The sequence below is a fragment of the Actinomadura sp. NEAU-AAG7 genome, assembly GCF_018603865.1.
GTDB classification, from domain to species: Bacteria; Actinomycetota; Actinomycetes; order Streptosporangiales; family Streptosporangiaceae; genus Spirillospora; species Spirillospora litoris.
The window spans coordinates 14,092-29,915 of sequence record NZ_JAHFZY010000003.1 but is presented as its reverse complement, the minus strand read 5'-3'; the positions used below and the strand labels follow the sequence as shown (position 1 = coordinate 29,915).

Genomic DNA, 15,824 nt, shown 5'->3' with positions numbered 1-15,824 from the left:
CCCTGACTCGGCGGGCCGCGCAGGAGCAGAACTCATCGCCTCGGCTCCGCCGGGCGGCCGGCGGCGCGGCTCCGGCGCCGTCCGATCAGGTCGTGGACGCGTCTCGACCTGCGCTCGGCGCGCTCCAGCGCCTCCGCGCGGGCGGCGAGGCGCGCCTCGACGAGGTCGGCGTGCAGCCGCGCGTACTGCCGCCGCGCCCACGCGTGCCGCGTCGCCAGGTCCGCCAGGTAAGGCAGGGCGTTCATTCGGTCTCCCATCGTTGACACCAGCTAAACCGTAACGCTGGTGTCGCTCATGCTGCAACCACCAAAGCAGGAATGCCGGTGTTGCGGGTTGGGTAGGGTGCTCGGTGACAGGCAGGAGGGGTGATGGCCGACGCTGGTCCCGGTGAGGACGCCGCGCTGCTGCTGCGGGACTTCGTCAACACGCTCGACGTCGACTCCGGCACCGACGGGTTCGCCGCGCCCGCCGACCTCGCGCGCTGGCTCACCGAGCGCGGGCTCGTCCCGTCCGGCACGGCGGCGGGCGACGCCGACCTCGCCATGGGGATCGCCCTGCGCGAGGGGCTGCGCGCCGCGATGCTCGCCCACCGGGGGCCGACGGACGAGGAGGTCTGCGACCTCGACGACGTGCTCGCCGAGCTCCCCCTGCGGGTCGTCCTCGACGGGCCCCGCCCGGCGCTCGTCCCGGCGGGCGGCGCCGCGGCGGCCGCCGCCGGCCTCGCCCGCGTCGCCTCGGCGATCATGGACGCGGCGGCCGCCGGGACCTGGGCCCGGCTCAAGGTCTGCGAGGAGGACACCTGCCGCTGGGCGTTCCTCGACACCTCCAAGAACCGCTCCCGCGCCTGGTGCTCGATGAAGACCTGCGGGAACCGCACCAAGACCCGCGCCTACCGCGCCCGGCGCCGCCCCCCGGCCGGCGCGGCGCCCGCGCGCTGAGCCGTATCCTCGCGCCGTGCTGACGATCCGTTTCGCGGGGGCGGAGGACGCCGAGGCGATCGAGGCCGCCCGCGCCGCGTCGTGGCGGGCGGGCTACGCGGGGCTGCTCCCCCGGGCGGTGATCGACGACCTCACCGGCCCGGACGAGGTCGAGCGGCGGCGCCGGTGGCCGGAGGCGAACCCGCACGGCCGGATGCTGCTGGCCGAGGTCGACGGCGTCCCGGCGGGGATGGCGGCCTTCGGGCCCGAGCGGCGGCCGCGCGACACCTCCGCGTCGTCCCGCGTCGAGCTCTACTCGCTGTACGTCGCGCCGGAGTTCTGGTCGGACGGCGTGGGCCGCGCCCTGCTGGAGCGGGTGGTGGACGAGAGCCGCGCGTCCGGGTACGACCGGCTCGTCCTGTGGGTGCTCGACACCAACACGCGGGCCCGGCGCTTCTACGCGCGGGCGGGGCTGACGGAGACGGCGCGGGAGGAGACGGAGCTGCGCGGGCACGTCGTCACCCACCTCCGGTGCGAGCGCGACCTCACGCGTCCCCCTAGGGTGAGCGGTGATCCCGGACGAGAGGACACGTGACGCCATGGCCGATGTGGGCGTGCGGCCCGCCCGGCGCGCGGACGCCGCCGCCGTCGCCGACATCCAGGTGCGCGCCTGGCGGCTCGGCTACCGGGACCTGCTCCCGCCGGAGGTCCTCACGAGGGTGACCGGTCCCGAGGCGCTCGCGGCCTGGCGGGAGCGGTGGGCGGACGCGGCGGTGTCGCCCCCGTCCCCGCGCCACCGGCTGCTGGTCGCGGTGGCGAACGACCTGGTGGTCGGGTTCGCCGCGCACGCCCCCGCCGAGGACGCCGACCTCGACCCGGCGGCGGACGCCGAACTCGTCGCGCTGCTGGTCGACCCGACGCACGGCCGCGCCGGGCACGGCAGCAGGCTGCTGGCCGCCTCCGTGGACCTGCTCCGCGAGGACGGCTTCCGCACGCTGACCACCTGGGCGTTCGAGGACGACGCGGTGACGCGGGGGTTCCTCGGCTCGGCGGGCTGGGCCCCCGACGGGACGGCCAGGACGCTCGACATGGGCGAGCCCGTCCGGCAGATCCGCCTGCACACCGGCATCGCCGACGAACTGTAGGCGGGGCGGGGCGTTCGGCAGGGGTCGGTGAAGGGCACGGGGCGTCCGGCCATATCTTTGAAGTCGTGCCCGAGTCCACCTCCCTGAGCCCGCCGCCGCATGTCTCGGCGGGGCCGTCGCGCGCCGGCCGCCGCCGCTGGCTCGGCATGGTCGTCATCAGCCTCGGCGTCTCGCTGATCGTGGTCGACGCCACGATCGTCGGCGTCCTGCTCCCCCGGATCGTCACCGGGCTGGACCTCACGACCACCGGCGCGGAGTGGGTGACCTCGGTCTACTCGCTGGTGTTCGCCGCGCTGCTGATCCCGTTCGGGCGGGCGGGCGACCTGTTCGGGCGCCGCCGCATGTTCGTCCTCGGCGTCGCGGTGTTCTCGGTCGCGAGCCTGCTCGCGGCGCTCGCGGGCGGCGCCGGGACGCTGGTCGGCGCGCGGGCGCTGCAGGGCGTCGGCGCTTCCATGATCCTTCCGGCGACGCTGTCCACGGTGAACGCGATGTTCACCGGCCGCGACCGCGCGATCGCGTTCGGCATCTGGGGGTCGCTGATCAGCGGCATGGCCGCGCTCGGCCCGCTGGTGGGCGGCGCGGTCGCCACCGGCGGCGGCTGGCGCTGGGCGTTCGGGATCAACCTGCCGCTCGGCGCCGCGCTCGTGGTGGGCGCTCTCGCCCTGATGCCCGAGACGCGGGTGGAACCCGCCGTTCCGGGAGGCGTGGGGGGGCGTCCCCCCGCAGGAGACCGGTCCGGGAGCGCGTGGCGGGAGATCGACTGGGTCGGCGGGCTGCTGTCGGCGCTCGGGCTCGGCGCGCTGGTGTTCGGGCTGATCGAAGGCCAGACCTACGGCTGGTGGGCGGCGACGCGTCCGATGTCGATCGGCGCGTTCGAGTGGCCGGGCACCGGCCTGTCGCCGGTCCCGGTCGTCCTCGCGCTCGGGATCGCGCTGGTCGCGGTGCTGGTCGTGGTCGAGCGGGCGCGGGCGGCGGCGGGGCGCGCGGTCATGCTCGACCTGGCGCTGTTCCGCATCGCGAACTTCCGGCACGGCAACGTGGCCTCGTCGCTGATCAGCGTGGGCGAGCTGGGGCTGCTGTTCATCCTGCCGCTGTTCCTGCTCGGCGTGCACGGGACGTCCCCGCTCCAGATCAGCGTGGCGATCCTGCCGCTGGCGGTCGGCGCGTTCCTGTCGGGCGGGTACGCGGGCCGGCTCGCGAACAGGCGCGGCGCGCACCGGGTCGTGCAGATCGGCATGGTGCTGGAGGTCGCGGCCGTCCTCGCGCTCGGCCTCACCGTGTCGGCGTCCACCACCGGGTTCGGGCTCGCGCCCTGGATGCTGCTGTACGGCTTCGGCCTCGGCCTGACCTCGGCGCAGCTCACCAACGTCTCGCTGGCGGACGTGCCGCCCGCGCTGGCCGGGCAGGCGTCCGGCACCCAGTCCACCGCCCGCCAGGTCGGCGCGGCGCTCGGCATCGCCCTGATCGGGACGGTGTTCGCGACCGGCCTCGGGCACGCGATGAGCGACCGGCTCGCCGGGTCCGGGCTGCCGCCCGAGCGGCAGGCCGCCATCACCCGCGAGCTGCGCGACAGCGCCGGGACCTACGGACGTGACCTGCACGACACCCCGGGGATGGGCGCCGAGGCGCACGCCGCCGACGCCAGCCTCGCGGTGGCGACCAGGCACGGGGCGCTCGCCACCGCCGCGATCCTGGCGCTCGGCCTCGCGATGTCGCTGCGGCTGCGCCCGAGCAGTGATCATGATCGTGGACAATCGAAGGGATAGTCCCCTGTCATCGCACGAGAACCCGGGATAACTTTGGCAACGCTCTCCCAGTGGGTCGCCGGCGCCCGGCCTCGCACGCTGCCCACCTCGCTCGTCCCCGTCGTCGTCGGCACCGGGGTCGCGGTCGGCGCGGACCACGCCGTCTGGTGGCGCGCGCTGCTCGCCGCCGTCGTGGCCCTGGTCCTGCAGATCGGCGTGAACTACTCCAACGACTACTGCGACGGCATCCGCGGCACCGACGAGAAACGCGTCGGGCCGCTGCGGCTCGTCGGGTCCAAGGTCGCGCCGCCCAGGCAGGTGCTGGCCGCCGCGCTCGGCGCCTTCACCGTCGCGGGCGTGGCGGGCCTCGTCCTCGCCGCCGTGACGACGTGGTGGCTGGTGCTGATCGGCGCGTTCGCGATCCTGGCGGCCTGGTACTACACCGGCGGCAAGACCCCCTACGGCTACCGCGCGCTCGGCGAGATCTCGGTGTTCGTGTTCTTCGGCCTGGTCGCCGTCGTCGGGACGGCCTACGTCCAGGTGGAGGGGCTGCCGTGGGAGGCGTGGGTCGCGGCGGTGCCGATCGGGCTGCTGGCCTGCGGGCTGCTGGTCGCCAACAACCTGCGCGACATCCCCACCGACCGCGTCTCGGGCAAGCGGACCCTGGCCGTCGTCGTCGGCGACCGCTGGACGCGGATCATATACGCGGTCTGCACCGCGCTGCCGTTCATGATCGTCCTCGGGCTGGCCGCCCCGCACCCGTGGGTGCTGATCGCGCTGCTGGCGGCGCCGCTGTCGGTGCCGCCCACGCAGAAGGTGCTGAACGGCGCGGTCGGCCCCGCCCTGATCCCGGTGCTGGGCGAGACCGGCCGGCTGCAGATCGCCTACGGGGTGCTGCTGGCGATCGGCCTCGCCATCTGACCATCCCGCTCCACGAGCAGGACGGCGCCGGTGAGGCCCATGACGAGCCCCGCGAGCACCCCGGCGAGCGCCGTCATGGCCTCGGCGACCGTGAAGCCGGACGCCAGGTGCGCCGGGCGCCCGAGCATCACCAGCAGGGCGTACAGGGACCCGGCGAACGTCGCCCCCGACCCCACCCACGCGGCGGCGAGCGGCGGCACGAACCCGCGGGGGCGTCCGGCGCGCAGGACGATCAGGAGCAGCGCGCCCGCCCCGGCGGCCGTCAGCAGACCTGAGACGCCGTCGACCGTGTGTCGAAGGACGGTCCGGTCCTGGATCTCCTCGGCGGTGAGCCCGACCGTCCCGCCGAGGGCCCAGAAGAGGTCGGCGAGCGCGACGACGGCCGCCAGCCCCGCCGCCCCGAACGCGAGGAGTCTCTGGAGCGCGTGGGTCGCGCCCTCGGGGAGGTCCCTGGTCCGGCTGGTGAAGACGTCGGGCCACCGCGTCCGCGCGTAGAGGACGAACGCCGCCAGCAGCCCGAGGCCCTGCACCGTGAATCCCGAGTACACGACGGCGTAGACCCAGCCCTGGAGGCCGTTGTCGGTCCCGGTCAGGGACTCCGACGAGGTGAGCGTCTGCGACGCCGACCCCAGCGGGACGGCCACGACGATCGGCGCGAGCAGCCCGGCCGCGATCCAGATCGGCGCCAGGACGGCCCACGCCGGGATCCGCAGCCCCCACCGGAACGTGAACGCCAGCGCGACGAGCACGGCCGCCGCGTCCATGGCCATCGTGATCGCGTTGCCGACGTAGAGCGCGGAGTCCTTCGCGGCGTCGACGTCGTTCCAGCCGACCGTGCTGCCGGACAGCCAAGCGATCTTGATGGTCAGGTAGGGGACGCAGGCGGCGACGGTCGCGACGCAGACCGCCAGGCGGACACGTCCGGGCCCCGCGCCCGGGACCCCGGCGGCGCCGCGTCCCGGCAGCGGATGAGCTGAAACGGTCATGCCCGCCATGCTCGCCCGAACGCCCGCCGCCCCGCCTCCCGCCGCCGGGGGAACCGGAACCGCCCGGCTCCCCCACAGGGGTGATCATGCGGTTGTGTTCATGAAAGCCCCGGCCCACGACCGCTCGCGTGGCGGCCGTACTCACGAAGCCCCGGCCCCCAACCGCTCGCCTGGCGGCTCGCGGCCGTGACCGCGCCTTTGGCGAGTGCGGCATCGCTTCGCGATCTTCCCGGTGGGGCTCGCCTTCGGCTTCGCCCCACCGGTCAGCTACGCACTCGCGTGGCGGCTAGGGCCGTTGCGGGGGCGTCCTAGGCGAGGTTCCAGTCGATCTCGGAGCGGCCCGCGTCCACCAGGGCCTTGTTCACGGCGCTGAAGGGGCGCGTGCCGAAGAACTTCTTGGCGCTGAGCGGGCTCGGGTGGGCCGACTCGATCACGGTGTGCTGGGGGCCGGTGATGAGGCGGGCCTTCTTGCGCGCGTAGGCGCCCCAGAGCACGAAGACGACGCGGTCGGTCTTGTCGTTGAGGGCGCGGATCGCGGCGTCGGTGAAGTCCTCCCAGCCCTTGCCGGCGTGCGACCCGGCGTCGCCCGCGCGGACGGTCAGCACCGCGTTGAGCAGCAGGACGCCCTGGTCGGCCCACCGGGTGAGGTCGCCGGACCCCGCGGGCGGGATCTCCAGGTCGGCGGCCAGCTCCTTGTAGATGTTGCGCAGCGACGGCGGCAGCCGCACGCCCTCGCGGACGCTGAAGCTGAGCCCGTGCGCCTGGCCGGGGCCGTGGTAGGGGTCCTGCCCGAGGATCAGGACGCGGGTGTTCTCGTACGCGCAGTGCCTGAACGCGTTGAACAGGTCGGCCTGCGGGGGGTAGACGGTCTGCTCGGCGTACTCGGCGGCCACGAACGCCTCAAGGGCGGCGGTGGCGATCGGGTCGAGCAGCGGGTCGAGCCGCTCCCGCCAGTCGCCGGGCAGCGATTCCATCAGGTCGAGCGACATCGTCGGGCCTCCGGGGAAGTGATCTCCAGCTATCCGGAACACTAGTGCGGGGCACTGACACGCCAGGGCGGAATCACGGGAGCGAATGCCCCGGGACCCTAAGATCGGGCCATATGCCCGACTCCCCCGGCCGGCGCCGCCCCCGAGCATCCGCGCTGCTCACCGTTCTCGTGCTGCTCGGCCTCACGGCGGGCTGCGGCGGTTCGTCGGGCCCGGTGACGCTGAGGGTCCTCGCGGCCTCGTCGCTGACCGAGGCGTTCGGGGAGATGGGTCTGGCGTATTCGCAGGCCAACCCTGGCGTGAAGGTGAGGCTGGAGTTCGGCGGGTCGCAGGAGATGGCGGGCCGGCTGTCCGACCACGACCCCGGCGACGTCCTGGTGACGGCGGACGAGGCGAGCATGCGGAAGGCCGACCGCTACCTGACCGGCCCCCGCCCGGTCATCGCGCACAACTCGATGACGATCGCGGTCGCGCCCGGCAACCCGCGCGGCATCCGCGACGTGCGCGACCTCGCGCGACCGGGGCTGCGGGTCGTGGCGGGGGCCGAGATCGTCCCGGTCGGACGGTACGCCCGGCAGGTCCTGGCGCGGGCCGGGGTGAGCGTCCGGTGGAGGTCGGAGGAGATCAGCGCCCGCGCGGTCCTGGACCGGATCCGCACCGGGGACGCCGACGCCGGCCTCGTCTACATCACCGACCTGGGGTCGGCGGGGGCGGCGGCGAGCAGCGTCCCGATCCCGGCGAACCTCAACGTCACGGCGGCCTATCCGGCGTCGGCCGTCAGGGGCGGCCACCACCTGGACGAGGCGAACGCGTTCGTGTCGTGGCTGAGCACGCCCGAGGCGCAGAAGCTGCTGGGCAAGTACGGCTTCGCCGGCCCCGGCCCCGCCCGCTGACGCCCGCGTCAGGACGCTTCGGCGCGGGCCTTGAGGGCGGCGTTCATGGCGGCGAACTCGTCCTCCATCTTGAGCTGGCCGCCCGCGACCGGGACGAGCGCGCCGCTGAACCGCTCGCCCTGGGTGAGGCGGACGCGGCCCTGCCCGGCGGGCTCGATCCGGAAGTAGTGCTCGCCGTCCACGATCCCGGGCACCCACAGGCGCCCGATCCAGCGCAGCTCTCGGCCCGGCTCGGCGGCGAGGACCTTCGGCTCGAACGTCATCGAGCTTCCGCCGGAGTCGCGCAGCACGTTGCGGAGCCGCGCGCCCTTCCTCGGCTCGCCCTCGGCCTTGACGATGAACGGGTTCCACTCCGGGAAGCTGCCGAAGTCGGTGAGGATGCCGTAGACCTTGTCGGCGGGCGCGGCGATCTCGACGGTGCTGCTGACCTCGTGCGGCGCCAGCTCGCCCCAGGCGAGCAGGCCGCCGGCGGCCAGGACCGGGACGGTGAGGGCGGTGACGACGACGCGGCGGATCATGGCGGCCTCCTTGGCTAATGACTTTTTGCAATTGGCTAAGCTTATTAGCCAACAGGCTAGCTAAGAGGATTAGCTTTGGCAAGAGGGAACGTCCGGGGGCCGTACGCCGTTTACTCCCCCGGAGCCCGCAACCGGGCTTGCGCGCAACCGCGACCCGCGGGCACGCGCCCGGGAAGATCGTGTTCACCGGCCCCGGCCTGGTGACGTGTACGGGGGGAAGGTCAGTCGTGCCGTCCAAGCGACCCGCGCCGCAGCCGAGCGAGGCGGCGCGCCGAGGAGGCCCCGGCGAACCCGACAGGCGCCAGTCGGTCCCGCCCCGCAACGACCCCGAGCAGCCCTGGCGGGCCGAAGGGGTGCCGGAGCGGCGGCCGGAGCGACGCGCGCGCGGCTTCGGCGGCGGCTGGAAACCCGGCCGCAACACCTACCTGTTCTGGCTGCTCCTGGCCGTCGTGTTCGGGCTGAGCTACGCCTCGATGCACATCACCGGCAAGCAGGAGCGGGTGTCGGTGCCCTACACCGCGTTCACGCAGCAGGTGTCGGCGGGCAACGTCAAGGACGTCTACACCAAGGGCTACCAGATCCAGGGCAAGCTGAAGAACGCCCAGCAGGTGCCCGGCCAGGCCGACACGAAGAAGACCTACACCTCGTTCGAGACGCTGCGCCCCGCGTTCGCCGACGACAAGATCTACACCGAGATGGTGCGGAAGGGCGTCCAGGTCGAGGCCAAGCCCGTCAGCGAGGACCGGGGGCTGCTCGCCAACCTCCTGCTGTCGCTACTGCCGACGCTGCTGTTCGTCGGCCTGTGGATCGGCGTGATGGTCTGGCTCCAGCGCCGGATGTCCGGCGGCGGAGGCGGCGGGATCATGGGCGGCTTCGGCCGGTCCCCCAAGCCCGTCCAGCCGGACGAGAAGCGCGCCACGTTCGCCGACGTCGCGGGGATCGACGAGGTCGAGGCCGAGCTGAGCGAGATCGTCGACTTCCTCAAGGACCCTGGCAAGTACCGGCGGATGGGCGCCCGCGTCCCCCGCGGGGTGCTGCTCACCGGCTCGCCCGGCACCGGTAAGACGCTGCTGGCCCGCGCCGTCGCGGGCGAGGCCGACGTGCCGTTCTACTCCGCCGCCGCGTCGGAGTTCATCGAGATGGTCGTGGGCGTCGGCGCGGCCCGCGTCCGCGAGCTGTTCACCGAGGCGCGCAAGACCGCCCCGTCGATCATCTTCATCGACGAGATCGACACGATCGGGCGGGCCCGCGGCAGCGGCGCCAGCATGGGCGGCCACGACGAGCGCGAGCAGACCCTCAACCAGATCCTCACCGAGATGGACGGGTTCTCCGGCTCCGAGGGCGTCGTCGTGATCGCCGCGACCAACCGCCCCGACATCCTGGACCCGGCGCTCATGCGCCCCGGCCGGTTCGACCGCCAGGTCGCCGTCGCGCCGCCCGACCTGGACGGGCGCGTCGCGATCCTGCGCGTCCACACCCGCGAGGTGCCGCTCGCGGGCGACTCCGACATCACCTCCGTCGCCAAGATGACGCCGGGCATGACGGGCGCGGAGCTCGCCAACCTGGTCAACGAGGCCGCCCTGCTCGCCGTCAAGCGCGAGAAGGGCGCGGTCGACATGGCCGACTTCCAGTCCGCGCTGGAGAAGGTGCAGCTCGGCACCCGCCGCTCGCTGGTCATGCCGTTCGAGGAGCGGCGCCGCACGTCCTACCACGAGTCCGGGCACGGCCTGCTCGGCATGCTCCAGCCGGGCGCCGACCCCGTCCGCAAGATCACGATCGTGCCGCACGGCCGCGCGCTCGGCGTCACCGTGTCGACCCCCGAGAGCGACCGGTACGCCTACGACGAGCGCTACCTGCGCGGCCGCATCATCGGCGCGCTCGGCGGGATGGCCGCCGAGGAGCTGGTCTTCGGCGTGATCACCACCGGGTCGGAGAGCGACCTGGAGCAGGTCACCAAGATCGCCCGCGGCATGGTCGGCCGCTGGGGCATGTCCCCGAAGGTCGGCCCGCTGTCGATCCTGCCCGCCGACGGCATGGACCCGATGGGCCAGTACGCCGCCCAGGGCACCCTCGACGCGGTCGACCTGGAGGCCCGCCGCATCGTGGACGAGTGCTACGCCGAGGCCCTGGAGACCCTCCGCGCCAACCGCGACAAGCTGGACTCCCTCGCCCGCGTCCTCCTCGAACACGAGACGCTGGACGAGGAGGCCGCCTACGCGGCCGCGGGGATCGAGCGCGTCACGGTCCCGGTGGAGACCACGAAGTTCCCGTCCCCGACCCAGCGCTAGTCGACTCGGGGCACGCCGACCGGGTTGGGGAAGGGGACCTCGCCCGCGTCGGCCACGGCCCGCGCGAACGGCACGAGCGTCCGGTAGAGCCCTTCCGGGTCGTCCAGGACCCGGAAGGGCGGCGCCGCGAGCGCGTCGGTGCGCCGCTCGACCTCCGCCCTGAGGGCCCGGCCGGTGCCGGTCGCCGCGTCCCCGTCCAGGAGCCCGCGCGCGGCGAGGGCGGCCGACGCCTCCCGCCACTCCTCCTCCGACCAGCCGCGCGCCTTGGACACCATGTCCCCCGGGACGGCTCCGACCCCGCTGGCCAGGACGTTCGCCTCCAGCCCGCCGAGCCCCTCGGCGGTCAGCGCCGCCACATGCCCGTCGCCCCGGTGCTCCCGCAGCGACGTGGCGAGCTGCCAGAGCGCCTCCACGGGATCATCCGGCAGGCTGAGGTCGCGGTTGGCGGCGAACAGGGGGCGCCCGGCGCCGTCCGCCGCGTCGACGACCCTCGCGAGCAGGGGCACGATCTCGGGCGCGGCGTCCTCGATCCCCGGCGCGACCCGCCGCAGGTTCGCCGCCGCCGCCTCGCTCCGCGCCCGCAGGATGGCCTCCGGCGCCGCGAACCCCCACGCGTCCGGGACGGCCCGCCGCACCCGCGCCGGGTGGAACCCGAAGAACGTCGCCTCGACCACGCCCGCCGCCACCGGGCCGAGCGGCGCGGCCCGTCCGCCGAAATACCCCATCCAGAAGCCCCGGAGCCCGACCTCCTTGAGGGCCCCGAGGCTCTCCGGTGAGAAGTACGTCACCACGTGCAGCGGCTCCAGCACCGTCCACATCCGCCGCGCGTCCGAGTCGTCCACAGGCTCTCCCTCCCACTCCGCCGAACGCTAGGCCCGCCCCGCCGCCCGCACAAGGGATCACTCCGCCCTCCCGGCCGGGCGGGAGTCCCGGATCCGGCACGGCCGGACCCGTCACATACTCGCGGTCGGGCGCGTCATAGCTGTGACGTGGCCGAACGGAGGATGGGGTCGATGGACGAGCGGGAGTTTCTGGCCGAGCGGTTCGAGGACCACCGGGGGCATCTGAAGGCCGTCGCCTACCGGATGCTCGGGTCGCTCGCCGAGGCCGACGACGCCGTGCAGGAGGCGTGGCTGCGGCTCAGCCGGACCGACGCCGACGCCGTGCAGAACCTCGGCGGGTGGCTGACGACGGTGGTCGGGCGGGTGTGCATGGACATGCTGCGGTCCCGGACGTCGCGGCGCGAGACGCCGCTCGACGAGCGGCTGCCGGACCCCGTGGTCAGCTCGGTCGACGGGGTCGATCCGGAGCAGCGGGCGGTGCTGGCCGACTCGGTCGGGCTCGCGCTGCTGGTCGTCCTGCAGTCGCTCACGCCCGCGGAACGGCTGGCGTTCGTCCTGCACGACCTGTTCGCGGTGCCGTTCGAGGAGATCGCGCCGATCGTGGGGCGCTCGCCCGCCGCGTCCCGGCAGCTCGCCAGCAGGGCGCGGCGGAGGGTGCGCGGCTCGGTGCCCGTGCCCGAACGCGACCTGGCGCGGCAGCGCGAGGTCGTGGAGGCGTTCCAGGCGGCGGCGACCGGCGGGGACTTCGAGGCGCTCGTCGCCGTCCTCGACCCGGACGTGGTGCTGCGGGCCGACCAGGGCGCGGTGCCCGGCGGCTGGCGGGAGGTGCGCGGCGCGGAGACCGTGGCGAGGCAGGCGCTCACGTTCCGGCACCCGCCCTACGAGCTGACGCCCGCGCTGGTCAACGGCACGGCGGCGGTCGTGGCCGTCAGCCACGGGCGGCCCTTCTCGCTGCTGGCCTTCACGGTCGCCGACGGGCGGATCGCCGCCATCGACATCCTCGCCGACCCCGAGCGGCTCGCCGCCCTCGACCTCACGTCCCTCGGCTGACGCGGGCGAACCTCCGGGGAGGGTGCGGCGTCTCAGTCGGAAGGGAGGAACCGTTGCGTCTGAGGCTGCGCCTGTTCCAGGCCGCGGGACACCGGGTCGTCCAGCCGTGGCGGCCGCTGCGGCACACGGCCCTGTCCGACCCCGAGGGCCACGGATGGCTCGTCGGCGACCGCGAGGGGCTGGCGCGCCTGGCCGGGCTGTTCTCGTTCGCGGCGTACTCGCGGCGGACGCTCGTCCACGTGCCGCTGCGGGACGGGGCGCCGATCGACGGGGACGAGGGCTTCCTGGAGTCGTGCGGCGGCCGCGTGGACCTGCTGCTGGCGCACCATTCGCTGGGGTTCCCCGCGACGCGCTGGCCCGGCGTCCGGCGGAGGCTCGCGGGCGGGACGCCCCTGTCGGTGCGTCCGGACGGCGAGCGCACCGTCCGGGACGCGGCGGCCTGGGAGGCACGGGTCGGGCGGCAGGGTTTCCGGGACTGGCTCAGGCCCGTCACCCATGCGCGGACGCTCTGCCTCACCGGCAGCCGGGACGCCTTCGCCTGCGCCGCCACCGAGTTCGCCTACGCGCTGGAGCACGGGCCGGGGAAGAAGCGGGTGAGCCGGGGCGAGGCGGCCCTGGTCGCGTCGCTGACCGGGCTGTTCGAGCCCGAGGACGCGTGGCCCCGGCGCCAGTTGGAGATCTCCTACAAGCAGCACCCCTCGGCGCTGCGCACGCGCTAGTCAGCCGAGATCCGTGGGCGGCGTCGCGGACTTCAGCGCGTCCAGGACGGCGCGGGGCGGGGCGGCGTGCACCATCGGCAGGACCGGCGCGTCCGGGTAGGCCAGGCGGTCCTCGGACGCGGAGAAGGCCAGGTCGGTGCCGCGCGGGTCGAGATGGACCCAGCGGTCGTCGGCCAGCACGGCGGTGAGGCCGTGCAGGCCGCCGTCCAGCCGCTGGTAGCACAGCCCGGCCTGGATGCCCCCCGCGCGCAGCAGGGCGACGTAGGCGTGCGCCTTGGCGAAGCAGAGCCCGGTCCGCCGGTCGAGCGCGTCGGAGGCCCGCCAGGCGGTCGCCTCCAGCGAATGGGTGATCTCGTCGCGGACGTGGTCGAACGCGGCCTCGGCGTAGGCGAGGTCGTCGCCGGTGCGCAGCCGTGCGGCGATCGTCTGGACGAGCGGGTGCTCGATGTCGATCGCCTCCGACGCGCCGAGGTACTCCCAGGGCCGGGCGTCGAAGTCCATCACAGGCCGAGCAGCGACTCGATGCCGATCGTGAGGCGGTCGGGCAGCCCGGCGACCTCGCGGACGGCCAGCACCACGCCCGGCATGAACGACTCGCGGTTCATCGAGTCGTGCCGGAGCGTGAACAGCTCGCCGTGCCCGCCGAGGATCACCTCCTGGTGGGCGACCGCGCCCGACATCCGCACGGCGTGGACGCGCACGCCCTCGACGTCGGCGCCGCGCGCGCCGTCCAGCGCCGTGGACGTGGCGTCGGGGAAGGGGGCGGCGCCGGCCTCCGCGCGGGCGGCGGCGATCAGCTCGGCGGTGCGGCGGGCGGTGCCCGACGGGGCGTCCGCCTTGTTCGGGTGGTGGGTCTCGACAACCTCGACCGACTCGAAGAACGGCGCGGCCTTCCGCGCGAACTGCATCATCAGCACGGCGCCGATGCCGAAGTTCGGCGCGATGAGGACGTTGCCCGTCCCCTCCTCCAGCCACGCGCGGACGCTGTCGAGCCGCGCCGCGTCGAACCCGGTGGTGCCGACGACGGCGTGGATCCCGTGCTTCACGCACCACTGGAGGTTGTCCATGACGACACCGGGGTGGGTGAAGTCGACGACGACCTCGGCGGCGGTCAGCGCGTCCAGCCCGTCGCCCTGGTCGACGGCGGCGGCGAGTTCCATGCCGTTGGCGTCCCGCACGGCCCGGCACACCTCGGCGCCCATCCGGCCCCGCGCGCCCAGCACCCCGACCTTGATCACGTGTTCCTCCCCGTCTCGGCGTCCGCCCGAGCCTACCGCCGCCTCAACCCCGCTCACCGTCGCGGTCGCGGTCGAACACCTCGTCGGCGACGAACATGTTGAGCAGCCAGCTCACGACGCCGATGATGATCGCCCCCCAGAACGCGGGCCAGAACCAGTCCACGTGGAAGGGCAGGTTCAGCTTCCCCGCGATCCAGCTCGTCAGCATGAGCAGCGCGGCGTTCACCAGCAGCGCGAACAGGCCGAGCGTGAGGATGTAGAAGGCGCACCCGAGCACCTGGATGACCGGTTTCAGGAAGGCGTTGATGACGCCGAAGATGGCCGCGACCGCCAGCAGCGTGAGCACCCGCCGGGCCGTGCTCCCCGCGGTGAGGTCGATGCCGTCCACCAGCGCCTGCGCCACCCACAGCGCGATGGCCGAGATCACGAGCCTGATGAGGATCTTCACGCCGGGGCGATACCCGGTCAGGGACGGGGTCTAACGGCGTCGAGATCGAGCGCCGCCGCCGCGCGCTCCACGGCCTCCCGCTGGTGGGGGGTGGTCTCCTGGCCGGGAATGCCGAGCAGGCTCTCCAGGAACGGGTCGGTGACGGGCGTCCGGACGCCGGCGAGGGTCTCCACGACCGCGAGGCCGCAGAACGGGACGTACTCGGGCGAGTAGCCGCCCTCGTGGACGACGACGACCGGCGCGCCGTAGGAGAGCACGCGCGCGGTCATCATCCGGTAGGCGTCGGAGTGCAGGCACATGCGGGCGAGCGGGTCGAAGGCGCCCGCGTCGAACCCGCAGGCCACGAAGACCAGCTCGGGCTCGAACGCGCGGACGGCGGGCCCCACCACCCGCTCGAACGCCTCCTCGTACGCGCCGGAGCCGGACCCGGCGGGCAGCGGGACGTTGACCGTGAACCCCTCCCCCGCCCCGGTGCCGCGCTCGGCGACCTTGCCCGAGTCGGCCGGGAACAGCCCGTCCTGGTGCAGCGAGACCGCCAGCACGCCCGGGTCGGACTCGAAGACCGCCTGGGTGCCGTTGCCGTGGTGGACGTCCCAGTCGACGACCGCGACCCGGCGGAGCCCCCGCGACCGGGCGTGCTCCGCGGCGACCGCGATGTTGCCGAACATGCAGAACCCGATGCCCTGGTCGGGCACGGCGTGGTGGCCCGGCGGCCGGACCAGCGCGTAGGCGTTGTCGACGGTCCCGTCCAGGACGGCGTCGACCGCCGCGATCACCCCGCCGACGGCGAGGCGGGCGATCTCGTAGGAGCCGGGGCCGAACGCCGACTCGCCGTCGCCCGCGTCGCCGCCGCCCGACTCCGACAGCTCCCGCATCCGCGTCACGTGCGCCTCGGTGTGGACGCGCAGCAGCTCGGCCTCGGTGGCCGGCCGCGGCGCCACCGGCACCAGCGCGTCCAGCAGCCCGCTCACCTCGACCAGGTTGCGCAGCCGCCGCTTGGCCTCCGGGGTGTCCGGGTGGCGCAGCGGCTCCAGGTAGCCGCCGCCGGGCATGCCGAGCGGGCCGGTCCCGGTGTCGTGCCAGAAGTAGCGCTCATGGCAGATCCAGCCGGTGCTCACGTCAGGG

Annotated in this window: 18 protein-coding genes; 9 read left to right on the top strand and 9 right to left on the bottom strand. The window is 74.2% G+C overall.

Translation table 11 applies throughout. The features are described 5' to 3' along the window. Positions 1 to 32: 32 nt before the first annotated feature. The gene (locus KLI87_RS14785; RefSeq protein ID WP_214617536.1) at positions 33 to 245 is read right to left on the bottom strand and encodes a hypothetical protein; all 213 of its coding nucleotides are present in this window, start codon (positions 243 to 245) and stop codon (positions 33 to 35) included. Positions 246 to 368: 123 nt separating this feature from the next. On the opposite strand from KLI87_RS14785, the gene KLI87_RS14780 reads away from it, so the two are divergent. The 5 genes from KLI87_RS14780 (at position 369) to KLI87_RS14760 (ending at position 4,728) form a co-directional block, all read left to right on the top strand. Continuing rightward, complete coding sequence (locus KLI87_RS14780) at positions 369 to 938, top strand: CGNR zinc finger domain-containing protein (protein ID WP_214617534.1); 570 nt, start codon at positions 369 to 371, stop codon at positions 936 to 938. Between the two features lie 16 nt (positions 939 to 954). Further along, positions 955 to 1,512 (top strand): GNAT family N-acetyltransferase, encoded by a 558-nt coding sequence (locus tag KLI87_RS14775; RefSeq protein ID WP_214617532.1) that lies wholly within the window; start codon positions 955 to 957, stop codon positions 1,510 to 1,512. 4 nt (positions 1,513 to 1,516) lie between these two features. After that, positions 1,517 to 2,062, top strand: a complete 546-nt coding sequence (locus tag KLI87_RS14770) for a GNAT family N-acetyltransferase (protein WP_156219225.1) — start codon at positions 1,517 to 1,519, stop codon at positions 2,060 to 2,062. Between the two features lie 65 nt (positions 2,063 to 2,127). Beyond that, the gene (locus KLI87_RS14765) at positions 2,128 to 3,828 is read left to right on the top strand and encodes an MFS transporter (RefSeq protein ID WP_308166013.1); all 1,701 of its coding nucleotides are present in this window, start codon (positions 2,128 to 2,130) and stop codon (positions 3,826 to 3,828) included. Positions 3,829 to 3,861: 33 nt separating this feature from the next. Next, entirely contained in the window at positions 3,862 to 4,728 is an 867-nt protein-coding gene (locus KLI87_RS14760) for a 1,4-dihydroxy-2-naphthoate polyprenyltransferase (protein ID WP_214617531.1), read from the top strand. Here the strand turns inward: KLI87_RS14760 and KLI87_RS14755 are convergent. Both KLI87_RS14755 and KLI87_RS14750 read right to left on the bottom strand, forming a co-directional pair. Continuing rightward, positions 4,692 to 5,714, bottom strand: a complete 1,023-nt coding sequence (locus KLI87_RS14755; protein WP_214617529.1) for a hypothetical protein — start codon at positions 5,712 to 5,714, stop codon at positions 4,692 to 4,694. The two genes, KLI87_RS14760 and KLI87_RS14755, sit on opposite strands and share 37 nt — an antisense overlap. A 308-nt stretch (positions 5,715 to 6,022) precedes the next feature. Further along, a complete protein-coding gene (locus KLI87_RS14750; protein ID WP_156219222.1) occupies positions 6,023 to 6,703 on the bottom strand; it encodes a uracil-DNA glycosylase in 681 nt (226 codons plus the stop codon). A gap of 113 nt (positions 6,704 to 6,816) precedes the next feature. Between KLI87_RS14750 and modA the strand changes: the two genes are divergently transcribed. Beyond that, complete coding sequence (modA, locus tag KLI87_RS14745) at positions 6,817 to 7,596, top strand: molybdate ABC transporter substrate-binding protein (protein ID WP_156219221.1); 780 nt, start codon at positions 6,817 to 6,819, stop codon at positions 7,594 to 7,596. A gap of 8 nt (positions 7,597 to 7,604) precedes the next feature. Here the strand turns inward: modA and KLI87_RS14740 are convergent, their stop codons facing one another. After that, complete coding sequence (locus KLI87_RS14740; RefSeq protein ID WP_156219220.1) at positions 7,605 to 8,114, bottom strand: SRPBCC domain-containing protein; 510 nt, start codon at positions 8,112 to 8,114, stop codon at positions 7,605 to 7,607. Positions 8,115 to 8,341: 227 nt separating this feature from the next. Here KLI87_RS14740 and ftsH point away from each other — a divergent pair, with 227 nt between their 5' ends. Next, positions 8,342 to 10,402, top strand: coding sequence for an ATP-dependent zinc metalloprotease FtsH (gene ftsH, locus KLI87_RS14735; RefSeq protein WP_214617528.1), 2,061 nt, complete (start codon positions 8,342 to 8,344; stop codon positions 10,400 to 10,402). Here the strand turns inward: ftsH and KLI87_RS14730 are convergent. Beyond that, positions 10,399 to 11,244 carry a hypothetical protein gene (locus KLI87_RS14730; protein ID WP_214617526.1) on the bottom strand — a complete coding sequence of 282 codons (846 nt, stop codon included), beginning with the start codon at positions 11,242 to 11,244 and terminating at the stop codon, positions 10,399 to 10,401. The two genes, ftsH and KLI87_RS14730, sit on opposite strands and share 4 nt — an antisense overlap. 171 nt (positions 11,245 to 11,415) lie before the next feature. Between KLI87_RS14730 and sigJ the strand changes: the two genes are divergently transcribed. Together sigJ and KLI87_RS14720 are read left to right on the top strand one after the other, a co-directional pair. Continuing rightward, the gene (gene sigJ, locus KLI87_RS14725) at positions 11,416 to 12,294 is read left to right on the top strand and encodes an RNA polymerase sigma factor SigJ (protein ID WP_156219219.1); all 879 of its coding nucleotides are present in this window, start codon (positions 11,416 to 11,418) and stop codon (positions 12,292 to 12,294) included. Between the two features lie 53 nt (positions 12,295 to 12,347). Then, a complete protein-coding gene (locus tag KLI87_RS14720; protein WP_156219218.1) occupies positions 12,348 to 13,013 on the top strand; it encodes a hypothetical protein in 666 nt (221 codons plus the stop codon). Here KLI87_RS14720 and KLI87_RS14715 read toward each other — a convergent pair whose 3' ends face one another. The 4 genes from KLI87_RS14715 to KLI87_RS14700 are packed head-to-tail and all read right to left on the bottom strand — an operon-like array spanning position 13,014 to position 15,817. Further along, the gene (locus KLI87_RS14715) at positions 13,014 to 13,514 is read right to left on the bottom strand and encodes a transglutaminase family protein (protein WP_214618064.1); all 501 of its coding nucleotides are present in this window, start codon (positions 13,512 to 13,514) and stop codon (positions 13,014 to 13,016) included. Beyond that, complete coding sequence (dapB, locus tag KLI87_RS14710) at positions 13,514 to 14,251, bottom strand: 4-hydroxy-tetrahydrodipicolinate reductase (RefSeq protein ID WP_214617525.1); 738 nt, start codon at positions 14,249 to 14,251, stop codon at positions 13,514 to 13,516. Before dapB ends, KLI87_RS14715 begins: the two co-directional genes overlap by 1 nt. Positions 14,252 to 14,294: 43 nt before the next feature. Further along, positions 14,295 to 14,699, bottom strand: a complete 405-nt coding sequence (locus KLI87_RS14705) for a phage holin family protein (protein WP_214617523.1) — start codon at positions 14,697 to 14,699, stop codon at positions 14,295 to 14,297. 17 nt (positions 14,700 to 14,716) lie between these two features. Beyond that, a complete protein-coding gene (locus KLI87_RS14700) occupies positions 14,717 to 15,817 on the bottom strand; it encodes a class II histone deacetylase (RefSeq protein ID WP_308166012.1) in 1,101 nt (366 codons plus the stop codon). Positions 15,818 to 15,824: the final 7 nt, after the last annotated feature.

Bases quoted from the DNA above. Each gene is read 5' to 3' on its own strand.
- KLI87_RS14785 (WP_214617536.1), bottom strand. From the start codon at position 245: ATGAACGCCCTGCCTTACCTGGCGGACCTGGCGACGCGGCACGCGTGG.
- KLI87_RS14780 (WP_214617534.1), top strand. From the start codon at position 369: ATGGCCGACGCTGGTCCCGGTGAGGACGCCGCGCTGCTGCTGCGGGAC.
- KLI87_RS14770 (WP_156219225.1), top strand. From the start codon at position 1,517: ATGGCCGATGTGGGCGTGCGGCCCGCCCGGCGCGCGGACGCCGCCGCC.
- KLI87_RS14755 (WP_214617529.1), bottom strand. From the start codon at position 5,714: ATGACCGTTTCAGCTCATCCGCTGCCGGGACGCGGCGCCGCCGGGGTC.
- KLI87_RS14750 (WP_156219222.1), bottom strand. From the start codon at position 6,703: ATGTCGCTCGACCTGATGGAATCGCTGCCCGGCGACTGGCGGGAGCGG.
- modA (WP_156219221.1), top strand. From the start codon at position 6,817: ATGCCCGACTCCCCCGGCCGGCGCCGCCCCCGAGCATCCGCGCTGCTC.
- KLI87_RS14740 (WP_156219220.1), bottom strand. From the start codon at position 8,114: ATGATCCGCCGCGTCGTCGTCACCGCCCTCACCGTCCCGGTCCTGGCC.
- sigJ (WP_156219219.1), top strand. From the start codon at position 11,416: ATGGACGAGCGGGAGTTTCTGGCCGAGCGGTTCGAGGACCACCGGGGG.
- KLI87_RS14715 (WP_214618064.1), bottom strand. From the start codon at position 13,514: ATGGACTTCGACGCCCGGCCCTGGGAGTACCTCGGCGCGTCGGAGGCG.